Source organism: Ectothiorhodospira sp. BSL-9 (assembly GCF_001632845.1).
Classification (GTDB): Bacteria; Pseudomonadota; Gammaproteobacteria; order Ectothiorhodospirales; family Ectothiorhodospiraceae; genus Ectothiorhodospira.
The window spans coordinates 3,003,632-3,027,978 of record NZ_CP011994.1; the positions used below are offsets into that span (position 1 = coordinate 3,003,632).

General features: G+C 58.7%; 21 protein-coding genes and 1 pseudogene. 3 read left to right on the forward strand and 19 right to left on the reverse strand.

Going from position 1 to position 24,347, the window contains the following annotated elements; genetic code table 11:
• The first annotated feature begins 7 nt into the window (after positions 1-7).
• Complete coding sequence (locus ECTOBSL9_RS13830; RefSeq protein ID WP_063465534.1) at positions 8-1,816, forward strand: hypothetical protein; 1,809 nt, start codon at positions 8-10, stop codon at positions 1,814-1,816.
• A gap of 16 nt (positions 1,817-1,832) precedes the next feature.
• Here ECTOBSL9_RS13830 and ECTOBSL9_RS13835 read toward each other — a convergent pair whose 3' ends face one another.
• The 8 genes and pseudogenes from ECTOBSL9_RS13835 to ECTOBSL9_RS13870 form a co-directional block, all read right to left on the reverse strand.
• Positions 1,833-2,468, reverse strand: a complete 636-nt coding sequence (locus ECTOBSL9_RS13835) for a response regulator (RefSeq protein ID WP_063465535.1) — start codon at positions 2,466-2,468, stop codon at positions 1,833-1,835.
• Positions 2,465-2,998 (reverse strand): response regulator, encoded by a 534-nt coding sequence (locus tag ECTOBSL9_RS13840; protein ID WP_063465536.1) that lies wholly within the window; start codon positions 2,996-2,998, stop codon positions 2,465-2,467. The genes ECTOBSL9_RS13835 and ECTOBSL9_RS13840 overlap by 4 nt, the downstream gene beginning before the upstream one ends.
• A gap of 132 nt (positions 2,999-3,130) precedes the next feature.
• The gene (locus tag ECTOBSL9_RS13845; RefSeq protein WP_063465537.1) at positions 3,131-5,434 is read right to left on the reverse strand and encodes a GAF domain-containing hybrid sensor histidine kinase/response regulator; all 2,304 of its coding nucleotides are present in this window, start codon (positions 5,432-5,434) and stop codon (positions 3,131-3,133) included.
• Complete coding sequence (locus tag ECTOBSL9_RS13850) at positions 5,431-6,579, reverse strand: FIST signal transduction protein (protein WP_063465538.1); 1,149 nt, start codon at positions 6,577-6,579, stop codon at positions 5,431-5,433. The genes ECTOBSL9_RS13845 and ECTOBSL9_RS13850 overlap by 4 nt, the downstream gene beginning before the upstream one ends.
• Positions 6,560-8,605 carry a sensor histidine kinase gene (locus tag ECTOBSL9_RS13855; protein WP_063465539.1) on the reverse strand — a complete coding sequence of 682 codons (2,046 nt, stop codon included), beginning with the start codon at positions 8,603-8,605 and terminating at the stop codon, positions 6,560-6,562. Before ECTOBSL9_RS13855 ends, ECTOBSL9_RS13850 begins: the two co-directional genes overlap by 20 nt.
• Positions 8,606-9,011: 406 nt before the next feature.
• A complete protein-coding gene (locus tag ECTOBSL9_RS13860; RefSeq protein ID WP_063465540.1) occupies positions 9,012-10,205 on the reverse strand; it encodes a glycosyltransferase family 4 protein in 1,194 nt (397 codons plus the stop codon).
• 796 nt (positions 10,206-11,001) lie between these two features.
• Positions 11,002-11,142 (reverse strand): annotated as a pseudogene (locus tag ECTOBSL9_RS17880) (PD-(D/E)XK nuclease domain-containing protein); the annotation flags it as partial.
• Positions 11,143-11,336: 194 nt separating this feature from the next.
• Positions 11,337-12,191, reverse strand: coding sequence for a DUF4351 domain-containing protein (locus tag ECTOBSL9_RS13870; protein ID WP_063465542.1), 855 nt, complete (start codon positions 12,189-12,191; stop codon positions 11,337-11,339).
• A 104-nt stretch (positions 12,192-12,295) separates the two neighbouring features.
• On the opposite strand from ECTOBSL9_RS13870, the gene ECTOBSL9_RS13875 reads away from it, so the two are divergent.
• Together ECTOBSL9_RS13875 and ECTOBSL9_RS13880 are read left to right on the forward strand one after the other, a co-directional pair.
• Positions 12,296-12,505, forward strand: coding sequence for a DUF4160 domain-containing protein (locus tag ECTOBSL9_RS13875; RefSeq protein ID WP_240480994.1), 210 nt, complete (start codon positions 12,296-12,298; stop codon positions 12,503-12,505).
• Between the two features lie 9 nt (positions 12,506-12,514).
• Positions 12,515-12,799: a DUF2442 domain-containing protein gene (locus ECTOBSL9_RS13880; RefSeq protein ID WP_063465544.1), complete on the forward strand. Its 285-nt coding sequence runs from the start codon at positions 12,515-12,517 to the stop codon at positions 12,797-12,799.
• A gap of 118 nt (positions 12,800-12,917) precedes the next feature.
• On the opposite strand, the gene ECTOBSL9_RS13885 is transcribed toward ECTOBSL9_RS13880, so the two are convergent.
• The 11 genes from ECTOBSL9_RS13885 to ECTOBSL9_RS16715 all read right to left on the reverse strand — a co-directional run bounded on the left by ECTOBSL9_RS13885 (position 12,918) and on the right by ECTOBSL9_RS16715 (position 24,210).
• Positions 12,918-13,709, reverse strand: coding sequence for a sugar transferase (locus ECTOBSL9_RS13885; protein ID WP_240480995.1), 792 nt, complete (start codon positions 13,707-13,709; stop codon positions 12,918-12,920).
• Positions 13,710-13,735: 26 nt separating this feature from the next.
• Positions 13,736-13,912, reverse strand: coding sequence for a hypothetical protein (locus ECTOBSL9_RS17070; protein ID WP_156500143.1), 177 nt, complete (start codon positions 13,910-13,912; stop codon positions 13,736-13,738).
• Between the two features lie 123 nt (positions 13,913-14,035).
• Positions 14,036-14,500 (reverse strand): VanZ family protein, encoded by a 465-nt coding sequence (locus ECTOBSL9_RS13890; protein ID WP_156500144.1) that lies wholly within the window; start codon positions 14,498-14,500, stop codon positions 14,036-14,038.
• Positions 14,501-15,122: 622 nt separating this feature from the next.
• Positions 15,123-16,118, reverse strand: coding sequence for an NAD(P)-dependent oxidoreductase (locus tag ECTOBSL9_RS13895; protein WP_063465547.1), 996 nt, complete (start codon positions 16,116-16,118; stop codon positions 15,123-15,125).
• The gene (locus ECTOBSL9_RS13900; RefSeq protein ID WP_063465548.1) at positions 16,115-17,500 is read right to left on the reverse strand and encodes a nucleotide sugar dehydrogenase; all 1,386 of its coding nucleotides are present in this window, start codon (positions 17,498-17,500) and stop codon (positions 16,115-16,117) included. Before ECTOBSL9_RS13900 ends, ECTOBSL9_RS13895 begins: the two co-directional genes overlap by 4 nt.
• A 121-nt stretch (positions 17,501-17,621) precedes the next feature.
• Positions 17,622-18,809, reverse strand: a complete 1,188-nt coding sequence (locus tag ECTOBSL9_RS13905) for a LegC family aminotransferase (protein WP_082829956.1) — start codon at positions 18,807-18,809, stop codon at positions 17,622-17,624.
• Positions 18,810-18,928: 119 nt separating this feature from the next.
• Entirely contained in the window at positions 18,929-19,552 is a 624-nt protein-coding gene (locus ECTOBSL9_RS13910; RefSeq protein WP_063465550.1) for a GNAT family N-acetyltransferase, read from the reverse strand.
• Between the two features lie 4 nt (positions 19,553-19,556).
• Positions 19,557-20,699, reverse strand: coding sequence for a glycosyltransferase family 4 protein (locus ECTOBSL9_RS13915; protein ID WP_063465551.1), 1,143 nt, complete (start codon positions 20,697-20,699; stop codon positions 19,557-19,559).
• 5 nt (positions 20,700-20,704) lie between these two features.
• A complete protein-coding gene (locus ECTOBSL9_RS13920; RefSeq protein WP_082829957.1) occupies positions 20,705-21,865 on the reverse strand; it encodes a hypothetical protein in 1,161 nt (386 codons plus the stop codon).
• A 167-nt stretch (positions 21,866-22,032) separates the two neighbouring features.
• Entirely contained in the window at positions 22,033-23,067 is a 1,035-nt protein-coding gene (locus ECTOBSL9_RS17075) for a RimK family alpha-L-glutamate ligase (protein ID WP_063465552.1), read from the reverse strand.
• 39 nt (positions 23,068-23,106) lie between these two features.
• Positions 23,107-24,210: a glycosyltransferase family 4 protein gene (locus ECTOBSL9_RS16715; RefSeq protein WP_082829959.1), complete on the reverse strand. Its 1,104-nt coding sequence runs from the start codon at positions 24,208-24,210 to the stop codon at positions 23,107-23,109.
• Positions 24,211-24,347: the final 137 nt, after the last annotated feature.

Here is a 24,347-nt window from a genome sequence, read left to right on the forward strand (position 1 = left end):
TCAGACCTTGGACGCACTGGCGCTCAACCCCTGTGTACACGCGTCGGATCACCCGGCTGCGGACGAATTCTTTTATGGCGCCTTTCGCGCGCTGCTGGGTGAAGCCCCCTATCCGTGGCAGTTCCGCCTCTTCGAACAACTCGTTGAGGGCCGCGCCCCCACTCATGTGGCCATCCCATCAGGCTGCGGGAAGAGTGCCGTGCCCGCTATCTGGTTGCTCGCCGTCAGTTTCGCGGCACTGGTTCACAAAAGCGGACCTGGTCACCACCTGTTCATCCTGCGTCACACACTGCCCCAATCCGACACCGACTGGCAGGTGGCCAGGTCAACGCTCAATGCCCTGGTCACGGCCAACCTGGCCTTTGGTTGCAACAACCCCCTCACCCCGGTACTCAAGGGTTTGCAGTCGCTGTGCCAGGAGAATTGCAACACCCCGCTAAAGTTACTGGAAGACGGCCAACCCCTGGCCGGCAAAACCTCCAGGAACGGCCCCACCATCACCTTGGTCGATGCGCCGCCGATTCATCTGGCCGCGCCGGCGCCGGTCCATGTCCTGCAGACGATTGCCCGGCAGATCGGGGTGCCCCAGGATGGCTCACTGTGTTTCTGGCCCCAGGGCTACCTCACCCGCGCCTCTGGAAAGGCTCGCGCTGAACCAGGGGCAGACGATGCGGTGCTTGCCCTGGACAAGTCGGATCATTCGGACCATCGTCTGTCCCGAAGGCTTCACCCCAGTCGCAGCATCGTGGTGGATCCCACCCACGACGACAACTGCGTGCGCACCATGCTGGGTTGGGCATTACAGTTCGAATCCCAGCGCAAATGGGTGCTGATATGCACCACCGATCCCGCCAAGGCGGAGGCGATTCACAAGGGCCTCTCAGCCAGTCTCTCGCCGGGCCGGGTGCTGCGCGTGGGCAGCGAACAACGCGCTGCTGAATGCAGCGAGACCTTCGAGTCGTTCCAGGCTCAGGAATTCTTCATGGGAGCCCGCGGGCTGACCCCAGAAACCGTCTACTTGCTGTGTACGGACGATTACCGCTGGGTGGGTGATATCGATGCGGATGTGGGCATCTTCGATCACGCCAGTGAAGGCCAGCAGGCATGGCGTGCCTCCCGCGTGAACCGCTCTGCCCAGACCCGGGAGGGGGTGGTGATCCAGCTTGCCTGCCCCGAGGACGAGGCCATCGGCCAGCGCACCGGTGTGACGCGCCAGCCCATGACCACCGTACTCTGGCGCACCAGCCTGCCATTGATCCAGGATGTTTCAAGCTGGTTGAACACCTTCCCGGTTCAGCCCCGTGAGCGCTTGCAAACCACACAGGCGAACGTACACCGTTTTCTCAGGAACCACGCGCGCCAGTGTCCACACGAGCAGGCCCTGTTGATTCCCCCCGAGTCCGCGCCCGAGTATTTGACCATGGAGAGGATATTGCGTGAACCGCATCGCCTGGAACGCGCCACCCTCATCCTGCCCTCACACGCCGGCGGCCTGCGGGGAGGCTTCCTGGCGGCAGAGGCAGAGTATCCGGTCAGGGATCTGGCGGATGTGGACAACATTCGTGAACGCTGGATCGTTTATCGCAGCGGGCGTTTCTGGCATGGCAGGCGTTTACAGGGCATCGACAGATCCCAGCGCCATGCGCTGGGTGCCGGCCAACCTCGCCAGGCCCTTTCTGCCCTGGAAAAGAAGACGGGCCTGGAACTTGTGCACGATGTCTTCTCGGAATTCATGTTGCCGACCCACGTGGATGGCACGCCAGAAGCCTATCAAACCTGGCTGGTCCATCCAGACATGCCAGACATGAAAGCGTGATCCAGTCCCACCCCCACTACAGCATCAACGGGGGCAGGATGCGATCCTCCTTCAGGCAGGCCAACATCTCATTGATATTGCCCTCGGGAATGAGGCCGTATAGCAGTCGCCTGACATCGTCTGCGCTCAAGGGTTGGCTGCGCTCATCGTCATCCGGGGTGCATTCCATGACGAATCGGCGTCGTAAACGGGTCAGCCCGCAACTGCGCAAGACCGCATCACGCACTTCGGGCATGGATACGGGCTTGAGTAGAAAGTCATCCACCTTACGCCGAAACAGGCGTTGCACGAAGTGCTCGTCCGCGCCACCGGTCATGGCAACAACGCCTGGCGGCACCTTGTGCGTGCCCATAAACCATTGACGCGCCTCATCAATCAACGCAAAGCCATCATTTCCGGCCAACATGATGTCCACCAGAAGACAATCCGGCTCAAACCCCTCCTTGAGCACATCCAGCGCCGTGGCCACGCAATCGCAGGCCACGCTCCGGATCCCCAGGCGCTTCAGGTAGTCGTTGACCTCCTGGCAGATTGCCACTTCATCGTCCACCACCAGCACGCAGAGTTCATCGCTGGCGCGCGCGCCCAGCGGCAACGCCTGAGTGCTGTGCTCAACGACCTGCTCACGGAAACTGTGGACCTTCGACGTCACGAACAGGCATCCTTCCCCAGCTCCACACCCAATTCGGCATCCCGCCGGCTCAATCCCTCGCGAGTCACGGCCTTGATTTTGCGCAGGGATACAGGCTTGTTCAAAAACGCCAGGGCACCCTGCCCCACGGCCTCCTCGGCCAACGCCACCGTACCGTGCCCGGTGATGACCACCACCTGCACACCGTGGAATTGCTTCCAGCGCTGGAATCTGCTGTCCTTGAGCAATTCCATGCCGTTGCCATCGGGCAAACGCAGGTCGAGAAACACAATGGAGGGAGGCGTCTCATCGTCCATGCGACGACGCACCTCCCCAAGTTGGCAGGCGTGCCAGCAGAGAATGCCCTGCCGGGATATGGCGGAGGCCAGCTCACTTCGGATCAGTGGGTCATCCTCAACAATCAATGCCCAGCGATCAAGCTGGGACGCCGCGGAAGACAAACAGTCGGCCTTGGGCGGGCTTTCTTCCGGCATGCAGCCCAGGAAGTCAAGCTCTTCCTCGGTCAGGATGGGGTGTCTGGATGTTGGCATGGTGGCTCTCGGGGGTAGTGATCACGCTCTATTTATTAGACCACTCCCCCTGGACAACCGCTCAGGAAATGGAACCATCATGGATCTAATGAATGGAAACGCCTGCGCCCAACGGGCATGGATCACGGATTTCTAGCCGGATCGAACATGCTTCCCCGGCGCCGGGGGAGCAGGCAGCCATTTTGTCAACATGCTGGAGAGTTCCTTGCGGGTGTAAGGCTTGGGGAGCCAGTCGTCCATGCCCGCATCGAGGTAAGCCTGGCGTTGATCCTTGGTCAGGGCCGCCGTCAGGGCGATGATTGGAACCTGGCGGTTCCTTTCATCATGAAGGCGTATTTTCTGGGTGGCCCGAATGCCATCCATCACGGGCATCTGGCAATCCATCAGCACCAGGTCGATATCCGCCAGTCCCGGCTGTTCGCAGTATGCCACTGCCTCGGCACCGTCACAGAGCAGCTCCACCCGGCAGCCCAGCCGCTCCAGGGTTTCCCCCAGCAACTCGCGCACGTCATCGTTATCCTCCACCACCAGGATCCGCGGTGCACGCTGCGCAGTACCAGCAGAGCCCTTTTCCAGCGACGACCTCCCGCTCGCTGCTTCCTTGAGCAGCAGTGGTGGCAAGGCATTGAAGCTTCCGGTGGCGTCTCCGTCTTCAAGATCGGCGGGCGGTAACCACAATCGAAACCATACCCGCGTGCCCATGCCCGGTTCACTCTCCACGCCCATGTCGCCGCCCATGGTGCGCACCAGGCTCTGCACGATCGGCAAACCCAGACCCGTTCCTCCCGCACGGGCCATACCCACGTTGGGGGCCTGAAAGAACGGCTCAAACAGCCGTTCCTTCACTGCTTCATCCATGCCGATCCCGGTGTCGCTCACCTGGAACCGCAGCGGGAGCCTGCCTGACTCCAGCGATCGGGAGGCAGGGCGCTCCCGGCTCACACGCACGGTAATCCGCCCACCCTCGGTGAACTTGATGGCATTGCCCACCAGGTTCCATAACATCTGGCGCACCCTGAGCGGGTCCACCATCACACCCGCGGGCAGATCATCCGCCAGGACCACTGACAAGGTGTTCCCCCGGTCTCGTGCCGAGGGCTCCAATAATTGCAGGCTATCCCGCACCAGGCGGTGCAGCGCTGCCGGCTCAGGATGGATGCGCACCCGACCGGCCTCGATCTCGCTGAAATCCAGAATATCATTGATGATCCCGCGCAAGGCCTCCCCGGATTTGAGCAGCGATCGGGCATGGCGTTGCTGATGCGGGTCGAGCGGCGAGTCCAGCAGCATTTCGGCCACGCCCATCATGGCGGTGATGGGGGTACGAATCTCGTGGCTGACCGTGGCCAGAAAGCGGGATTTAGCCTCGCTGGCGGTACTGGCCTTCATGGCCAGCTCCTTGGCCTGGTCGCGGGAGTGGATCAACGCCCGCTGGGCGCGGCGAATCTGCCGCTGCTGGCGCCGACGAATCTCGGCATTGGCAAACATGTCCGCCATGGTGCGCAGGATGGCAACATCCACGCTACCCCACCCACGGTGCGCCCGGACGGCATCGAAACCCACGAACCCCTGGCATTGCTCATCTCCCATGATGGGAATGGTGATGTTGCTCTTGATGCCCTGGGGGCCCAGTATCTGGCGCAGTGGGTCATCCTCACTCAAGGCCTGCACATCCGGCACGTTGTAGACCTCACCGGCACTATGAGCCTCTACCCAGGCCTCCAGCCCCTGCAATGGCGTTTGCTGCAGGTTGTCCATCTCGCTGGTGACCCCTTCGGCGCACCATTCGTGGGTATTGCTGGCGGTGTAGGCCTCCAGATCATAGGTGAACAAAAACGCCCGATCCGCCCTCACCAGGCGGCCAATCCTCTCCAGTCCCTCGGTGATCAACGGATCCAGCTGGGATTCCCGGGCATTCATGAAGCGCAGCGAAAAATGCGTCAGCAGCCGTTCGAAATGCCCCCACCGCTCCAGCTCCTGGTTTTGCACGCAGGCCTGGCAGGATTGCGCCAGCTTGTCGGCCACGGCGCGGAATGACTCACAAAAGGAACCAGAAAGCGGCTCCCCGGCCACGAGCAGCACCAGCAGCCCGTAACCGGGCAACTTGAACACGTGAAAAGAGTACTTGCCTCGGGTAAACACCGCCATGCCGTCGCCACCCGGTTGTTCCAGGTGCTGCCACAGCAAGCGCGGCGGATGCGCCACCAGAAAGCCGGCCAGCAGTCCATCGCGCATCATGCGCATCGGCACCGAGCGGGCTATCGACCAGGGTTGGTCGGGCTCATCCTGCTCGCGGTGGATCACCACTGCCCCCAGACTATTGGTCATCCGCACCATGCTGGAGAGCGCTTCTCCCAGCATGGAATCCAGGTCCAGGCTGCGACCCACCGACAGGGAGATCTGCAGCAGCACCTGGGTTTCAACGGCCAGGTTCACGGCACAGCCCCTGCCTCGGCCCCAGCGAACAGACCCATGACGACCGACTTGTTGTAGAACTCCAGGCACTCCAGACCACAGTTGGCGATTTCTCCCACCGACAACATCCCCACCAGCGGATAGTCCCGGGTCAGTACACGCAATTCCGCGGCGAATCCTTCGTCCATGAACAGGGCCCTGGAAATGCAGTCGCACACCACCCCAAAGTCCGGCGGCATGGGGCCAGGATAGCCCGCCTGAGCCTGCGATACTGCCCAATCCGCTGCCTTGACCAGATCCCCCGGCACACCGTGCAACAACTCGACGAACATCCCCTCGGGCACATCCGCCACGCAGGTCAGCGCACCCAGTGCATCCACCGACAACGGGTCACGCACCACCCGCTCGCCACGCAATCGACACATGCCCAGGGGATAGGCGCGCGCCATCTCGACGAAGTTTTCCTTCGTGATGCGCAGCCCCGAATGGGCCTCAATCAACTCGGCATACACCTCGAACGCCGGGCGGCTGTTCAGGCTCAGTAATCGATTCTGCTCGGCCCGGGACACCTTCACCGGTTCCGATACGGGCAACCAGCCATGGGCCACACCGATTCCCGCAGGCATGCTCAGCCGGGCCACTACGGCGGCATCCTGAACCACCCCGCCTGACGTCAGGATGCAGGCACGCCCCGAACCGTCCAGCGCCCCGGCGCCAGCGCCCAGGTAATTGCAATCCAGCCCCACCTGGTCGAACAGTGCCGACACCAGATCCGCGATGCGGGTGGAAAAGGCGTCCACAAAGGTGATCAGGGTACATTTGCCGGGACCCTGCGCATCACATGCCAGCTCCGCCGACAGCGTATCCATACGGGTCACGGGCTGGCTCAACCCGGTCATCGTGTTGATCATGGGTGCCACCGGTAGGCCGACGACAATGGCCCCCTTGGAGAGCAGTTCACCATCGGCGATCAGTTTCGGGAACAGGCCGCCAAACAGCGGCAACGTCTGCCGGGTGAGCAGTGCATCCAGGCCGGGAATGTCCACATGATCCTCAACGCAGGAGAGGATCATCAAGCCGCGCACCCCGGGCGCCCGGCTGGCCCTCTCCAGGGTGGCGGCCAGCCCTTCCAGGCTGCCCGTACGGTCAAGCCATATCGACGGCATGTGCCTGTACCTCAACGGCTGGCATCACAAAGGAAAACACCGCACCGCCTGCCTCGTTCCAGCAGTCGATCCGTCCCCCCATGTCACGCATGATGCCGTAACTGATGGATAAACCCAGGCCGGTGCCCTGCCCCACCGGCTTGGTGGTGAAAAATGGCTCGAAGAGATGCTCCATCGCATGTCGAGGGATGCCCCCGCCATTATCGGACACCTGCATCACCGCCTGTCGAACACCCTTTTCCACTCGCACAAAGGTACGAATCCGCAAACACGCACGGTAATCCGGGTCCCCTTCGCTGTCGGCCCGGGACACCTGAGTGCGCAGCGCGTCGCGGGCGTTGCTTACACAGTTCAGTAATACCTGCTCCAGGGGCTGCAGTCGACCAAACACCACGGCAGGTGGCGAAGCGTGCTCCACCTCCACCTGAACACCGCTCACCGCCAACTGCTGGCCCATGAGGGACAGCACACCATCCACCACTTCCGAGAGCGTGACGGCATGATCGTCCTCTTCCGCACGCCGGCCAAACACGCGCATGTGGTCGATGATGTCGGCGGCTCGGCGCGCCTGATCGGTGACTCGCCGCAGGCGGGCCTTGACGTACTCGACGGTCTCTGGAGTCCCTCCTTCCTCTTCCAGGGCCTCATGGGCATTATCCGCCGCCAACTGGATCACCTGCAGGGGCTGGTTCAATTCATGCGCCACACCGGTGGTCATCTCGCCGAGGGTGGCCATCTTGGCCGCTTGCACCAATTGCGTCTGGCTATACTTGCTCTCACTGATATCCATCATCAGTGCCACCACCTCCGGCGTTTCGTCCTCGCGCGCCTCGAGCAGCGTCATGCTCATGTAAATCCATCGATGACGCTCCGGGGAGTCGAGCAAGCGCAGTTCCATGCTCACATGCCCACGCTGGGCCAGAGTCACCATCATGGAAGACAACCTCTGTGCATCCAGGTCGTGCAAACGGTCCAGCAGCGCCTCCGATGAGGGAATGCTCTTCATACCGGTGATCTGCTCCACCGCACCGTTGGTGAAGGTGGTCTGGATGCCGCCATCACTCAGCAACTGACCGCACCAGATGGCGATGGGAGATCGATACACCAGACGCTCCAGTCGCTGCGTCTGACGCTCCAACTGCTCCCGCTCCACCTTCAGTTTGTGACTCAGACTGACCAGCGCCAGATTGAGGGCGTCTGGCTCTATCACGCGGCCAGGAATCCTGGGCATGTCAAAAGACTCACGGTTCTTCAGGGCCGCCTCGGCCGTCTCCCTCAAAGGGCGACTGAAAAGGGCACTCGCGGCAAAGGACAGGAGCAGGCTGACTGCCAACAGGGCCAACGCCGCAACCAGATAAGGCATCAACCGCGCAGCCGGCCATTGGGCAAGATCCGGTAGCGGATTGAGATGAAGGTGCATGGTGAGGAAGAGCAAGGGAGGGAGCAGCGTGGCCAGCACCAAGCCGTTGAGAAGGACGGCACGGAAACCGTAGATACGCGGCGTGAGCGCAGAGCGGATGGCAGAGCGATTGCTCACCAACATCAGCACAACCAGACCGACCGCCGATGCAAAGAGCACCCCGCCAAGGGCCTGCTTGAACAGCACCACTGCGGCCGTGATCAGGTCCAGTCTTGGATCAGCCTGAACAAGCAACCACCACAGCGGCACGCCCAGCAAGGCCCAGAAAGCGAACACCGCCAGGGGCAGCTCCACCCGTCGCCGCGAGACAAGCCACGCCACGCACAGCAGTTCCAGCAACAGAATGGGCGGGGCCAGCCAGGTGTTCCAGAGCCAAAGGGTGGGCAGGCTGGCCAGGGTCAGCCCCACAACGGCATGGGGCAGACCGAACAGAACGAACAGCAAAAGCCCCACCGAGAGGCCGGGTAGCAGATGCAGATGGAGATCGCCCACGGGCAGGTAGAGCAGCTCCGCCGTCAGGCTGTTGACCAGCAGCGCTGCCGCACCCACACCCAGGCATATCACCCAGCGCTGCCAGGAGGGAGCCTCCACCCCTAACTTGAACATCCGTACCACTCACCCCGCATCCTGGACCTGTTGCTCGAGCTTCGCTGGCCCGGGTCATACTGCAAGAGAACCCCGGGGATAACCCTCAGGTCAGGACGGCTCGCCCACATGCAGCATGGCAGCGAACACAAAACCCACGGAGCAACCCACGACCAGACCACCCATGGCAGCCAACATATACCCGATTTCCATGGACTTTCCCCCTCATCATCTAAGGTAAACACACAGCGCCAAAGCGCCTTCACCTCAGAGACTATAAGCCCATGGGCAGATACCGCCCACACGGAAAAGAACCATTCTGGAGGTATTCTACAGGCACGGGCACACGGCACTCCATAGCAAGAGGGCACAATGCGGCTGTCTGAACCCCGGTGTGATGGGGGTCTATCCGCGGGGCATGGGGGTGTTATCGGTGACCGGAGCGCCCCTGCTGGGCCAACGCCAGCGTAGCTGCAGGGAGGGTGCCGGAGGATGTCATGGCCACCTGTCGAAGCCTCCGGGCGCCCAGCATGGAGACAGGCAGCAGGAGGGCCCAACCCAGCACCATGATTTCCGGCGGAAAGTGCAGCTGGGCTTGCGCCAGGCCAACCACCACCATCAGGCCATGCACCAGCAGCATGACCGCCAACGCCCTGTTCACGCTGAACCCAGCGCCTTGGAGCAGATGATGCAGATGATCATGTCCCGGCTTGAACGGTGACCCGCCACGGGCCCAGCGTTCGACCATGACGCGCAGGGTGTCCACGATGGGCACGCCCAGGAGCCACAGGGCCGACTCGGGTGGCAACAGTGCCACCCCGGGCTGGCTCAGCACAATCACCCAATAGGCCAGCAACAGCCCCAGGGTGGTGCTGCCAGCATCGCCCAGGAACACCAGTGCACGCGGGCGGCCCACGCGCAGGTTCAACCACAGGAACCCGACCAGGGCACCCAGCTGGGCGAACACCAGCATGGCGGTGGGTGCCTGACCGCTCCACATCACCAGCCAAAGCAGCCCCGCGAGGGTCACCGCGCCCAGACCGGCCGCAAGCCCATCCATCCCATCCACCAGGTTGTAGGCATTGATGCATCCCACGACCGCCACCAGTGTGATCAGGGAAGCGACCGCGAGGGCCAGCCAGCTCCAGGGCAGAACATCCAGGGAGACGATCCCGATATCGAAGATGGCCACCCCCGACCCCAGTAAAACAGCAACCGCCAGAGCCTGCGCCCCAAAGCGGATGCGCACCGAGATCGCCCGGGCGTCATCCCACACCCCAACGGCCAGGAGCAGCACCATCGCCGCGATCAGCGCGACAGGCAGGGGGCCTTCCAGCAGGCCCTGACCACCCCACAACCCGTGTGCGACCAAGCAACACAGCAGCATGGACACAGTGATGGCGATGCCCCCGATCAGCGGTGTGGGATGCCTGTGCGCGCGATGCCCACCGGGGTGATCCACCAGACCGAAATAATCGCCTCCGACGCGCAATGCCAGCCTCAGGCACAGTGTGGTCACCAGCACTGCCACGGTCATCAATGAGAAGCCCGTGAGCAAGTCACCAAGGAAGGGTGTTTGTAAAAACCACACCCAGCCATACGCGGAGTCGATCAAATTCATAGGTCGGTTCCTGTGTTCGGGCCCGGAGCGATGGATATATCGCCGTGAGATGGATCACAGACCAGGAGAGAACCCAACCTAACAATGTCGACAGATACCGCGCTGGCCGACCTATTTCATATTGGTTGTATAATTTTTGATAAAAACTAAGATCATCCACTTTTAATGTGAAGTAACGCACATCGAGAGACGCTCCATGCCTCTCAGTGTGTAATTCGTCACACAAGTCCAACCAATAAGAACCATTTGACAACAGACAAGTACTGCGTGCCCCCCACGAAAAAAAGGCCCGGTGGGATATCCCACCGGGCCTTTTTTCACTTTCGACACCTTTCCACTTTCACTCAGGACCTGTCAGCCCCACAAGAGGGCCCTCTCCTCCTGGGAGAAGTAGGCAGGCAGCGAGCCCTGCAGCCAGCCCTTCTCTCCAATCATCCAACCGAGATCCCTCATGACGGCCTCGTTCTCAGCGGAATGGGTCGCCGAAAGCGCTAGCTGATTCCTCGGCTTTCTGGAGTGCCAAGCGCGCACCAAGAAAATGAATGGCATCGAGATCCAGCGATTCGGCACTCAGCAGATCCAACAGACTGCTCTCCTTGAGCAGAGGTAATTGCAAGGCAGGTCCAGGCTGCGGAAAACCCGCCCGGCGCCAATCAAGCGCCGCTCGGTGAAGTGTCGCAATACGCTGCAATGCAGTGCGACGGGGCTCGGCGTCCGCCTGCCAGGCATAAAGCGTTGAGCGGGTTACACCACAAGCGTCAGCCAAGTGACTTTGATTTAACCCGAACGTCTCGGTGTCGACATAGCCCCTGGCCTTGATCTGCTCCAGCGCCCTGCCCTCGGGGAGTTGCTCCAACACCTTGAATTCGAACAGGTAGATGTGGCCACCGAAGTCCACCGTCATGTCCACCTTGCCGTGGTAGCTTGAGTCTTCCACGTTGCCTAATGCCAGGCACCGTGGGAGCTGGCCTTGCCGGCGGGGCGAGGCATGGCGCCTTCCGTTGGGATGGGGGGCTTGTTGCTCGCGCAATACCAAAAAGGGAGGAGAATGCAGAATCACGAGACAAGGACAGCCACCAGGGCTGCCCTTTTTGCTGGTCCGATCGGGGGGAGAGACGAAGGGAAAAAGGATCAGTGCCTAAACAGCGTTTCAAGGCTTTCAGCGAAGAGAATCTCATCAGACCAAGCTTCCAGTTGGTCGACATCCGCCGCCTCCAACTGCTCTGAAACCCAATCGGGCAAGTCCCCAAAGCGCTTGCTCAGCTGCCGATGCAAAATACGCCGGGCTTCCAGCTGGCGACCCTGACCAACTCCCTGCTCAAGGCCCTGTTCAAGGCCTTGTTCAAGGCCTTGTTCAAGACCCTGCTGGAGCCCCAGCTGAAGCGCTTTCTCACGCTCAACGCGCTCAATGGTATTCACGTAAGGCATCTTCTTCTCCTCCTGTATGGCAAAGACCGCCTGCACAAACCCCGGTTCCAGCTCTCTGGGCAGTTGGATCATCCAGTCGATGATCTTGAACAGTCGCACGATCTGCTCGCGGCCATAGCCCCGTTCGTACAGCAGCCGGACCAGGGCGATCTTGACCTCCTTGCGCGTGGCACCATCCTTGATGCGCTTGGCCTTGATCTGCGCCATCACCACCAGGGCAAAGACGTTGTCGCTGGCCTCCAGATCCGCCCAGCGCTCTTCCCAATCGATCAACTTGGCCATCGGGAACGTGAAGGACAGCTTGCAGCCCCAGCGCTCATACTGGAAGGCCGAGGGCCGGAAGCTCTCGCGAGTGTCCGCCAACACCGCCAGACTCACCACATCCACCCCGTAGCGATCCCGCAAACGGTACTGGTAAGTGTACATCCGCTGGGCAAATCCTTCCTCCGGCTCGCCCTGGACTTCCACGTGAATCAGCACCCAGGTCTCGCTGCCATCCCGGGCATACACCTGGATCAGCTTGTCCGCATGGCGTCGACCACTGTTGGCTGCTCCCACAAGGGTTATTACCAAAACCACCCGTCGTGGTAGCATCATTCGCTCGGGATATCTGGAAAATGCTTATGCCTGAAATATGCCGATTCTTGGGGATAATCATCACCATGTACTTCGATGAGCATAATCCGCCGCATTTCCATGTACGCTACAATGAACACAGAGCTGTCATGAGTATCCGCAGCCTCAACATCATTGAGGGTCACCTCCCCGCACGGGTTCGCGGGTTGGTTCAGGAGTGGGGAGAACTGCATCGCAATGAGCTGATGAGCATGTGGGAGTCGAAAGACTTCCATAAGCTTGATCCGCTCGTATGAGAGGTGGTGATGATCACTGTAAAGCAAGCAAAATATATCGACGACTTCAAAATCTGGCTGCAGTTCTCTGATGGTGCGGAAGGCGTGGCCGACTTTGAGCAGTTGCTGGACCGTTACGCGGCAGCGAAGCCATTGAAAGACAAGACCGAGTTTCAGAAGTTCTATCTAGACGAATGGCCAACGCTGACGTGGCCATGCGGTTTTGACTACTCGCCAGAGGGTCTGTACTCCCTTGCGACAGGCCGCACATACATCTGGAGCATGCTGGAAGGCGAAGCCCAAGAACCGTCCTGAAACACACCAAGCAGGCCCCCACCGCACCCTTGACGGCCCCATGCGGCCCAAAACCGCGCCAAACCCGTGGGAGCTGGCCTTGCCGGCGATGCGCTGCGACAGCAGCGCCCTGCCCATGCTAAGTCCCCACCGCCACTGCCCACCTCCCAGGCAAATACCCCCGCAACGCCTCCGGCGGTGGCGGCAAATCCGGGAACACCCGCCAAAACACCCCACTGCGCGGAAACACCACCACCCACACCGTCAGCACGATCAACAAAAAATAATTCCGCAACGTGCGATGCTGCACATACCACTCCTCCAGTTGCCCCTTGTACGGCATGATCACCTCGTCATACAGGACATCCGCATTCTCGGCATCGTGCATCATCCGCTCCTCCGCCCGGAACACGATCGACCCCACCCCCGACAACCCCGGCGGCACCTTCACAATCTCCCGCTGCGACGACGCAGGAAACGCCGCAAAACACCGCAACGTCTGCGGCCGCGGCCCGATCACGCTCATATCCCCCCGGAAAATATTGATCAACTGCGGCAGCTCGTTCAGCTTGGTGGCCCGCAAGAACCTCCCCATGGGCAGGATGCGCGGGTCATCCTTCAGAGTGATCGTCCCGGTCCCAAGGTTCGGACTGTCCTTGAGCATGGTGGCAAACTTCAGCAACCCGAACGTCTTACCCCCACGCCCCACCCGCTGCTGCACAAAGAAGATCTCCCCCTCCCCCGTCAACCTCAGGATGATCACCACCGGAATCAACAACGGCGAAAGCACCACCAGCGCCAACCCCGAAAACAGCACATCGAATACACGTTGCATGGCCACACTCCGAATCGCAGACACAACAAAACACCACGGCCCCTCGCACCCGGCGAGCCATGGATTCACTGAAAAAAGAGGAAAGCGACAGCGCATCCGCCCTCAAGGAGGATGCGGCGCCGTCAAGAAATGGCGGGTGTCACGCGAAAGGCGATCATCCCCCAGCCCACACCCCCGTGGGAACTGGCCTTGCCGGCACCCCTACTGTGGGAGCTGGCCTTGCCGGCGATGCGCTGCGACAGCAGCGCCATGGCCATGCCTGGGTGCCCACCGCCTTCGCGGGCGAGGCCCGCTCCCACAAAAAGCCCCTCCCACAAAAAGCCGCCCCTCCCACAAGAGCACCCTCCCACAAGGGACTGCCACCTCAACTCAAGAGGGAAAGGTCTCTTCCCCCTATTTGCGAGGTTTCACGCGCAAGCCCATCACCCAACAAAAGGCCTCGTCCTGCGCGGCGTGAACCACAACAACACAAACCCGATCCCCGCCCCCAGCAGATTGATGCCCACATCCGTCAACGACGCATAACGCCCGTCCACCAGCAACTGCAAACCCTCGGTCCCGAACGACAACGCCACCAACAGCCCCAGCAACACCCACACCCCCAGATCCGCCCGCCACCAGCACAGCCAGGCCGACACCAGTGCAAACAGGACCAGATGCGCCCATGCACTGGTCTGCTGCGTGACCAGATCCGACTCCTGAGACCAGGGCCACCAACTGGACACCAGCCCTGCCCACTCACGGATCACCTCCGGCGGCAGGGTCATTCCCGCCAGCAGCAAAGTCATCGCCGCCAGAAAACCCAGACGCCAGAACCACGGCATCGGCCGGGCCAGATACCAGGCAGCCAGCAGCACACCCGCACAGATTACATACACCAAGAGCATCACCTGATCATCCGCCTGCAACCTTTACCATCCCAGCAAACCTTGTTGGAGCTGGCCTTGCCGGCACCCCTATTGTGGGAGCTGGCCTTGCCGGCGATGCGCTGAGACAACAGCGCCATGGCCATGTCTGGGTGCCCACCGCCTTCGCGGGCGAGGCCCGCTCCCACAAAAAGCCCCTCCCACAAAAAGCCCCTCCCACAAGAGCACCCTGCCACAAGGGACTGCCACCTGAACTCATACCAGCCCCGTGGGAGCTGGCCTTGCCGGCACTCCTACTGTGGGAGCTGGCCTTGCCGGCGATGCGCTGCGACAGCAGCGCCATGGCCATGCCTGGTTGCCCACCGCCTTCGCGGGCGAGGCCCGCTCCCACAAAAGACCCCTCCCCAAAAGCCCCCCCTCTCAAGAGCCCCTCTCAAGAGCCCCTCTCACAAGAGCCCCCCTCACAAGAGCCCCCCTCACAAGAGCCCCCCCTCACAAGAGACCCCCCTCACAAGAGACCCCCCTCACAAGAGACCCCCCTCACAAGAGACCCCCCTCACAAGAGCCCCCCCACAAAAGCCACCTCTAACAAAAGCCACCTCTAACAAGAGCCCCTCCCACAAGGCCCCCTCCCACAAAAACCTCAGTTCGCCGTCACCCCCCCACTTTCAAACACATGCTCCCGATACCAAGCGAAGGTCTTCTCAATCCCCTCCCGCAACGACACCTGCGAGGTATACCCGGTCAAAGCAATGGTCTTGCTCATATCCGGCCCCCGCCGCTCCGGCGAGCCCGGCGGTGGAGGTTCCGCACGAATCACCACCTGCCGACCCACCACCTCATGGCACGTCCGCGCCACCTCACGAATCGTCACCTCCGGATCCTGCGTCCCCAGATTCAGGGTCTCCCCCTCGCATTCGGGCAGACGCATCATGCGCAACAGCATCTCCAGGGCATCATCCACATAACAAAAGCACCGGGTCTGATCCACCGAAGGCACCGGCACCTCATCCCCATCACCGGCATCCCAAGCCTTGCGCAACTGACCCGGCACCACATGCACCGACCCCATCCGCGGACCATACACGTTATGCGGCCGGAAAATCGTATAAGGCACACCCGACGCATGGCACAACACCTCGCCCGCAATCTTGGACAACATGTAAGACGTACGCGGCCGGGAAAGCTCCGTAATCGCCAGCGGCGTATCCTCCGGCGTGGGAATGGGCAGGTCAAAATACTCCAGCGTGCCCGCATACACCTCACTGGTGGACGGGAACAGAAAACGCTTCAGCCCCGTCTGCCGACGGGCCAGTTCGATCAGATTCCCCAGCATGTTCATGTTATCCAGCAGCACGTGATACGGCCGTTCCATCACATGCACCACACCAATGATCGCCGCCAGATGGAAGATATAGTCAAAATCCGTGGGCAGCCCAGCCACCGCCTCCCGGTCCAGACAATCCAGACTGGTAAAACTCACCGCCGGATGCGCCAGCACCCGCTCCAGATCCGCATCCCGCACCGCCCGGGAAAAATTATCCACCAAGTGCACCTCAAACCCCTCGGCCAGCAATCGATTGGCCAGGTGCAACCCCATGAAACCGGCACCACCGGTCAGCAAAACCTTCTCACTCATTGTCCATCCCCCACACCAATGCTCTCGATTCTCACGCCACGCTCACGGAAGGCACGCCGCTGGGCGGCATCGAACACCATATAGGCATCCAGCACCACCGTGCGCTCCTTGTCCACCACCCACTCCCCCAGGTCCAATGCCTGATACTCACTGTGGGGGATGGCAAACATCACGGCATCAAAACCCGCCGTGCCTGGCAGGGCCTCCGGGATCTCCCTATCCAGTTCCTCCCAGTGGCGCACAAAGGGATCGTGACAGACCACCTCCGCCCCGCGCTCGGTCAGCTCCCGATACACCGTCTCCGAGGGCGAATAACGGGTATCCGCCACATCCTGGCGATAGCTCACACCACACAACAGGATCCGGCGACCCTTCACCGACCCACCCAGCAGCCCCTCCAGCCGCGTCACCCCGTGATGGGGCATCTCCGTCGCCGCCCGCACCGCCAGGCGGGAAAAGGGAAAATCCAGATCATGACCGAACAACTGCCGCGCCGCCGCCGGCGCAAAGGTAGGATCCTTGGTCAGGCAATATCCCCCAATCCCCAACCCCGGATAACGGATATTCTGATGCGTGGGCCGCACCTGGATCGCCTTCACCACCTCGAACAGGTCAATACCCACCTTCTCCGCGTAGCGCGTCCACTCACAGATAAAGGAGATGTTCACAGCCCGATACGTGTTCTCCATCACCTTGGCCGTTTCCGAAGCCGTGGTGGACGAAAGCCGGGTCAACGGGTAATCCCGCACATTGATGATGCTGGCCAGAAAAGCCTCGCAGGCATCCGCCGCCTCCGGCGTGTGCCCGGAATACACCCGCCAGAAATTGATCACCGAATCCAGATACTCCTTGCCCGGCATCACCCGCTCATAGGAATGCGCCACCCGCAACCCGGTAGCGTCCAGGCCCCGACGCTGCAGTTCCTCCGTCAAACAGGGCACCACCACCTTCTCGCAGGTGCCCGGCGGCACCGTGGTTTCCACAATCACCAGCGCATCCGGGCGCATGCGCGCACCAATGGTACGAATCGCCTTCTCAAACCCCTCGAACTGCAGCTGCGGCTCATCGTCCAGAAACGGGATATCCAGATGCACATCCACCACAATGATGTCCGCCTCCGCATACACCGCATCATCCGTGGTGGCCCGCAGGTTACCGCTGGCATGGGCACTGGCCACGGCCGGATTCAGCTTGGGATCGCTCGTCTCGAAGGGAAAACGCCCTTCGTTGAGAGCCGCCACTCGCTTGAGCCCGGCATCGGTGGGCAGGTCCACACCCCGCACGTCATAACGCGGGCGACCTTCCTCATCACGCGCCAGGGCAACGGCGGTGGCCATGGCCGAGCCGACAAAGCCCAGGCCTTGCACACAGACTTTCTGCATCAGGTCATGCTCCTTCAAACAAGGGGTGAACAGTCAGGGAAAGAATGAGAGGGCCGGCCTTCGCACAGGCCCAAGACAGGCCAGCCGGCGTGAACACCGCATAAGCAGCGTTCAGAACAATCTAAGAGGTGTGGGTATCCACGGGCGGGAGGGCACCATCCGGCACACTGGAAGGCAGATTCACCAACCTTTCCTCCAGCCAGCGAGCATGCTCCAGACCATCGTGCTGACAGTCCTTGAACATCTCCAGGCGGTGCATCAAGCGCCATGCCGGGCGCGTCATCACCCCCTGGGCATTGGTGTACTCCAGAAAGGCATCCCGCTCATCCATGGACCCCAGCACAAAGGCATTGAACCAGAAGTTCGACCGGGCGCCTTCCGGCTCATTCACGAAATGCCAGTCACGCCCTTCACAAAACGCCGCATACCCCCGCGCCACCTCCCGCTTGGCCGCCAGCATCTCCGGCAACCGCTCCATCTGCGCACACCCCAGGGCCGCATTCAGATTGGGCAGGCGGTAGTTGTACCCCACCTCATCATGCACATACTCATAGGCATGGGGCTGCTTGGCCGTGGTGGTCACATGCCTGGCGCGATGGGCCAGGGCCTCATCGTCCGTGATGATCATGCCCCCGCCCCCGGTGGTGATCACCTTGTTGCCATTGAAGCTGAGCGTGCCCAAGCGGCCAAAGGTGCCCGTGTGCCGCTCCCCCACCCAACTGCCCAGCGACTCGGCGGCATCTTCCACCACGGCAATGCCATATTCATCACACAAGGCCACGATCTCGCGAATCCGGCACGGATGCCCGAAAGTGTGCATGGGCACACAGGCCGCCAGCCGACGCCCCGTGACCCGGTTGTAACACTCCCCGCCCCGGCGCCGGGCATGGGTCTCCAGGAACCGCCGCAAGGCCTGGGGCCCCATGCCCAGGGTGTCCTGATCCACATCCACAAATACCGGCTGCGCCCCGCCATAGCGGATGGCATTGCAGGTGGCCACAAAGGTGAGCGCCTGGGTGATCACCTCATCCCCCGGCCCCACACCCGCCACATGCAAGGCCATGTGCAGGGCCGCCGTGCCATTCACCGTGGCCACCGCAAAGCGCGCCCCGGTAAAGGCCGCCACCCGTTCCTCGAACTCCGTGACCCGGGCACCCACCGACGACACAAAGTTCGAGTCGATGCACTCCACCAGGTACTGGCGCTCATGGCCCTCAAACACCGGCCGGTGCAGGGGAATGAAGCCCTCGCCATACATGGATCGAACCGTGGCCACCACGGCCGCGAAATCATCTTGCCCTGTGGGCATAAAACACACCTCATCAAACGGGATAAAAAATCAGCAATCCGGCTCGACCGAGCAGCACAGGCCCGAAATCTCGGTAAACACGATCCAAGAAAGCAGATAGCCGATTGAGCACCGTGAACTCAGTTCTGCAATACTGGTGGTTGAACTTGTCTGGTCACAAATTCGATCATCGAGTAGTCGTTTGGAAGCGACGCCAAAACCCGATAGTCGGCCACGGCTTTATGGGCTCGCACGGACGCCACGTTGTGCTCGCTGATGCTCGAGCGAGTTCGAAACCCCGCCAGCGAGGCTTGCCAATAAAGATAATGGACGAGAAACCGTCCTAGCCCTCGCCCTTGAAGCTTGGGATCGACCAGCATGCCGATGAACGCAGACCCTGTCGGTGCAAGCTTCAACAACCCGTAAGCACGCAAATCCCCGTCCACGAAAAGCCCATAGCTCATAAATGCACGCGACCGTATAACCCGCTCTACCTCACGCGACTCGAAACCGTGCGGGTGGAAGAACTGCAGATGCTCGGCCGGCATCCCTGCTATGAAATTCGTGAGTAAACCCACATCAACATCTTCGAGCGGGCGAAGCTCTGCTGGCGATTCGGCAACCGTCCCGATCATACGGGCATATGCCAGTGCCTGCCTACGAACACGACGGAAACGCAAGCTCGTTATAGCCCGAGCGAGCGCACCAATCCCGCAGAACAAAAATGGGAAACGATGCTTGATCAGGTAGGCAAATTTCTCCATGTCCTCACAACCCCATGACCTCAAGCAGCCGTGCATTCACCTTATGGACATCATACTTATCCCGCGCCAACGCTAAACTCGCCAGGGCCATCCGCTCGACCTCCGAGTCCGGTTCCTCAAGTAACCGGATCATAGCCTCTGCCAACGCATACGCATCGCGGGGCTGAACCAGGAAGCCGTTTTGCCCGTGCACAACCGTCTCACGGCAGCCTGGGGCGTCGGTGGTAATGACCGGGCGTCCAGTGGCGAGCGCCTCAAGCACCGAGCGTGGCGTGCCCTCTCTGTAGGATGGCAGGACATAGCATCGGCACCCAGCGAGCGTTGGCTGCACCGGCTGCACATCGCCAAGATACTCCACCACCCCGGAATCAACCCACTCGCGTAACTCTGCAGCTTTAACTCCGGCAGGGTTGGGATCCAACCCGCCTCCCAGACGAAATACCGCATCCGGGAAACGCCCCTTCACGAGCCGCGCTGCCTCGACGTACTCCCGCACCCCCTTGTCAGTCACCAAACGGGAGAGCATCAGAAACACCGGAGCAGCCTCCAGTGGCACGGGAGAAAAGGCCTGCAGATCAACCCCGGAGCCGTGAACGCGCACACTGCGCACCCGCTCGGGAACCAGCCCCAGATCGCAAAACAAGCGCTCATCGTCTGGATTCTGGAAGAAAACCGCCTCGGCCCCAGCAAGCGAACGCCGATAAAGCGCTTGGACGACGGCACGAAGCATCCTTCGCTTGGCCCCTCCCCCTTCAGTAAACGCATACCCCAGACCGGTAATCATTGGAAAGAAGCGAATTCCACCGATTGATGCAGCGGCTATACCCCCATAAATCACTGGCTTGGCGGTATAGCTAATCAGCACATCTGGCGATACTTTTCGCAACAGTCGTTTCAAAGCCTGAAGCGCATGCCAATCGCTTACCGGATTCGTCCCGCTACGTGACAAACACACGGGAAGAAATGGGATATCCCACTTCCCCAAGCGCACAGCGATATCAGCCGCTGAATCATCCCAAGGTGCCGCCGCAAAAACTTCGTGACCCTCCCGTTTCAAAGACTGCAGCAGAGAACCCCTAAAATTAACTAGCGATTGAGAAAGACTACCAATAATCAGGACACGGCAAGGTTCTTTTGGTCGGTCCATGATCATTACCTCGGCTTGCCACTAAAACGACGAACACGAGACGGCCGCCCAAGGTAAGACATAAACAATATCAGCAGCATTGGCAAAAACATCCATTGCTGCCTCAAAGCTATGCCCAAGTTGGCCGTCACGTTCGCCAGGAGAAACCAAGATGCCGAGACAAAGATAACAAAAAACACCCAACTAAACGTATCTAGCCTTGACCTTCGCCCTCTGATTACGAGCGTTATCACCACTATCGCCAAACTCAAGATAACCAAATTCTCGAGGCTGACGACGAGACCGAAGACACCGCTAGCATCAAAGAAAAGTGGGCGGAAGAGGTAAGTAAACAATCGTTCGGGAATAGACATTCCCTGGATGTCAACCGACGTGCCACCACCCACATTAACCGCTTGCCGTGACTCAACATATTCCACAACATCCCCAAACTCCGGTGTATCGTGGAACCCAACAAACTCAAGCCCCAAAGATATGACAAGAAACGATAACGGCACCAAAACACTCACCAGCATCCATTTCTTTACAAAACCAATTCGGGAAGAAAACACAAGTGCGAACGCGAAACTTGACAACAAAATTGCAGCCATATGTGGCCGAGCCATCAAAAACATTAATACACTTATTAAAACCGCCAAATATCTACGTCTAATATCCATGGCCGCCCAAACTGCGAGACCTGCACCCATAAACACAAGCGCATCTTTACCAATGGCCACGCTCCAAAAACTCAAACCGGGCAACAAGATAATAGCGATAGCCAAACGGCGGAACCGCACCGGAACGTCTCTCGTCACATGAAGCATGGCCGAAGAAAATGCCAGCAGTCCAATAAAACCAATGACATTAAATACTAAGAACGCTCCTCCGTACGACAGAGACAGACCTTGACTCAAAAGCGATGTAAAAAAGACAACACCAGTCTTATAATCGTATTCTGCCTCATAGTGCAATGACATAAGGTAATAATATGTTGCATCTGCGGGGTTGTTGAGCGAATAGTTAAAGTAGAACAGACAAAAAAAGGTGTGCCAGAGATACAGCAAAAACGCGATTCGGGGCGGCACTCGAAAGATATTATATTGAGCAATTACCAACCACAGCCCAAGAAAGAAAACAGCCGCATTGGAAGTGACGTGCCAGGCATTGTCCGCAAACGTCAGCATTGATAACACCTGATCATGCAATAATTCGCCGGTCTATCTCCAGCAATACTCGCCTTCCCAAAAAATACCTCAACCCGGCCGCGGCGACATGATTAACATTCCCAACGAAACTCGATCTTCTCACTTGAGACATCCTCTGCAGAGCAGGTCACAATTTGACTGACAGGCTAATATGAAACGATGAAATCCAAAATCTCAGCAGGAGCATCAAGATGGCCTTCTACCAACTCGCCATCTCTTTTCCACAAAACTCCGGCCTTGCTAACAGCACTGTGAGCATATCCGTAGCTCATCTCAATGATTTTTGACTTGTTACCGGCCTCATCGATCACTATATCGAAGCCCATGCAAACCGACTGCAATCGATCACTAACGTCAAATAACTGATCCCGAAGATCACGATCAATCAGGGAATGATCGTAAAAAATATCCCCACTGCCTGAAGCCCGAAAGTCACCATGCCTAACGCGACGTGCCAAATAACCAAGTTTTCCGTTAACCACCACTACCTTCAGGTCAAAGCCCGCATTTGGAATGAACTCCTGGATATATACATATCCTTTCTCATTCGGGAATTCCCTTGCAGCAAGCCATGTCCTAAAGAACTCTGGGACACGTCGTGCACGTTGAAAAAACATCTCGCTGCTCTTTACACTCCGAATGTTAGAAGTACTCTTAAAAAACACAGATGGGTTCGGCTTAAATCCTCGGGAAAACATTTTGTTCCCGTATTTGATCGCTGAACCACGATCATGGATCATTTTAACGTTATGAGCTCCCGACCCGGTTCGTAGCTTTGCCACTACGGGCCACTCACTATTCTGACTGACCCAGTCCTGCCAATCGCTTTTTCTATAAAATATATTCCACCGAGGAATGCTTGCATCGGCAGCTTCTAGCAGATAAGACTGTGCGATCTTGTCATCAAAATGCCAGGAGTCAAAAAAATCAGGGAAAATACGCAAACCTCTTTGCTTTGCAGCATACAAGATAGGCCTCGCATAGAGCATGTCTCGAACGCTATAATTACTAAAGTGCATGAGCAGCGCATCATGATCCATGATCGTACGAAAAGAGCCTGGATCAAACACATCTAGAATCTTGTATGGTATTCCTTGTTCTTTGCAATGCGCCTCCCAAGAAAGACTCCAGCTACTGCTGTGGGTCTTCTTATCTGAATCTCGATGTATCACCAACCTCATAGCCCCCCCTACTCATCGTTGAATAATAATTCCTCATACCTAAATAATCTGCTGGTAAACTTGTGCATGTCGTTCGACTGCACTTTCAATGGAGTAGTTGCGCGCAGTCTCATATGCATTTAAAGAAAACCTCTCACGCAGTCCAGGCTGACTCATTAATCTTTGGATTGCGTCTCGATAGGCTTCAATATCGGAGGATGGAACCACGATACCAGACGGGCCAGCTTCGACAACCTCCCTGCAACCGCCGACATCGGTGACTATGCAGGGTAAACCTGCAGCAGTTGCTTCGATCAGTGCGATGGGTAATCCTTCCCACTTTGAACTCATGAAAAATAGATCATACTCGTGAAGGATTTTCCGAATCTTTGAGGAACTTCCAAAAAATCGGACTATCTCTGGACTAATGCCAGCTTGATCCAGAATCGCTTCACAGGACCGGATAATCTTCGGATCTCCTTCGCCAAAGATATCTATCGTCAAGCGACGTCTATGGTAATCAGGTAATTTGCTAACGGCTGAAACCAGAAGCTCATAGTTCTTTTGCGGGGCAACTCGTCCTACACAAATGGCTCGCACACACTCAGATGTCAAACCGACAGATGGATTTCTCGTTGGAATTTCTGCCAAATCCACACCATTCGGAATACAGTGAATCGTAGTATCACGTCGTAGAAAATGCCGCAGATTGTTTGTACAAACTCGCGAAATACCAATGAACCCTGCAGCTCGATACTCGAAATAATCCCAATAAAACTTAGAGAATCTACTTTTCTCACTGTGATGGGTGTAGATCAGAGGGGTTTGTGGTGCACCTGCGGCAAATATATTTCCATATGCAAGATGGCTGTGGATAAGGTCAATTTTTTTCTCGCGTACAATGGACCTAACGCGCCAAGCACCAAGCCATGGCTTCCGGCGCGTCTCATGACCCAAAAAACTATAACTAACACCTTGCTCCCGAAGCCGCCGAAGGAAGTCGCGTTCAAATTCTACGCTACGCTGGAGGTCAGTAGCACGGTCAATAAACGCAATATGCACTGTGTAACCCATCGCTACGAGTTTGCAGGACAGGCTTCGCACTAGTATCTCGGCACCACCGGAAGCAGGAGCAGTGATTATTTGAAGAATCGATTTCAACATCTTACTCCGGAGATGGCCGAGGGCGTCAATAAGTTTTTTAATATCGCGAATAAGGGAAAAAGCCGGCGCCTAAAAATAAAATAGAAAAAAAATAATTTAATTTTACGCATTAATTAAAACCTGAAATATTAACCCGG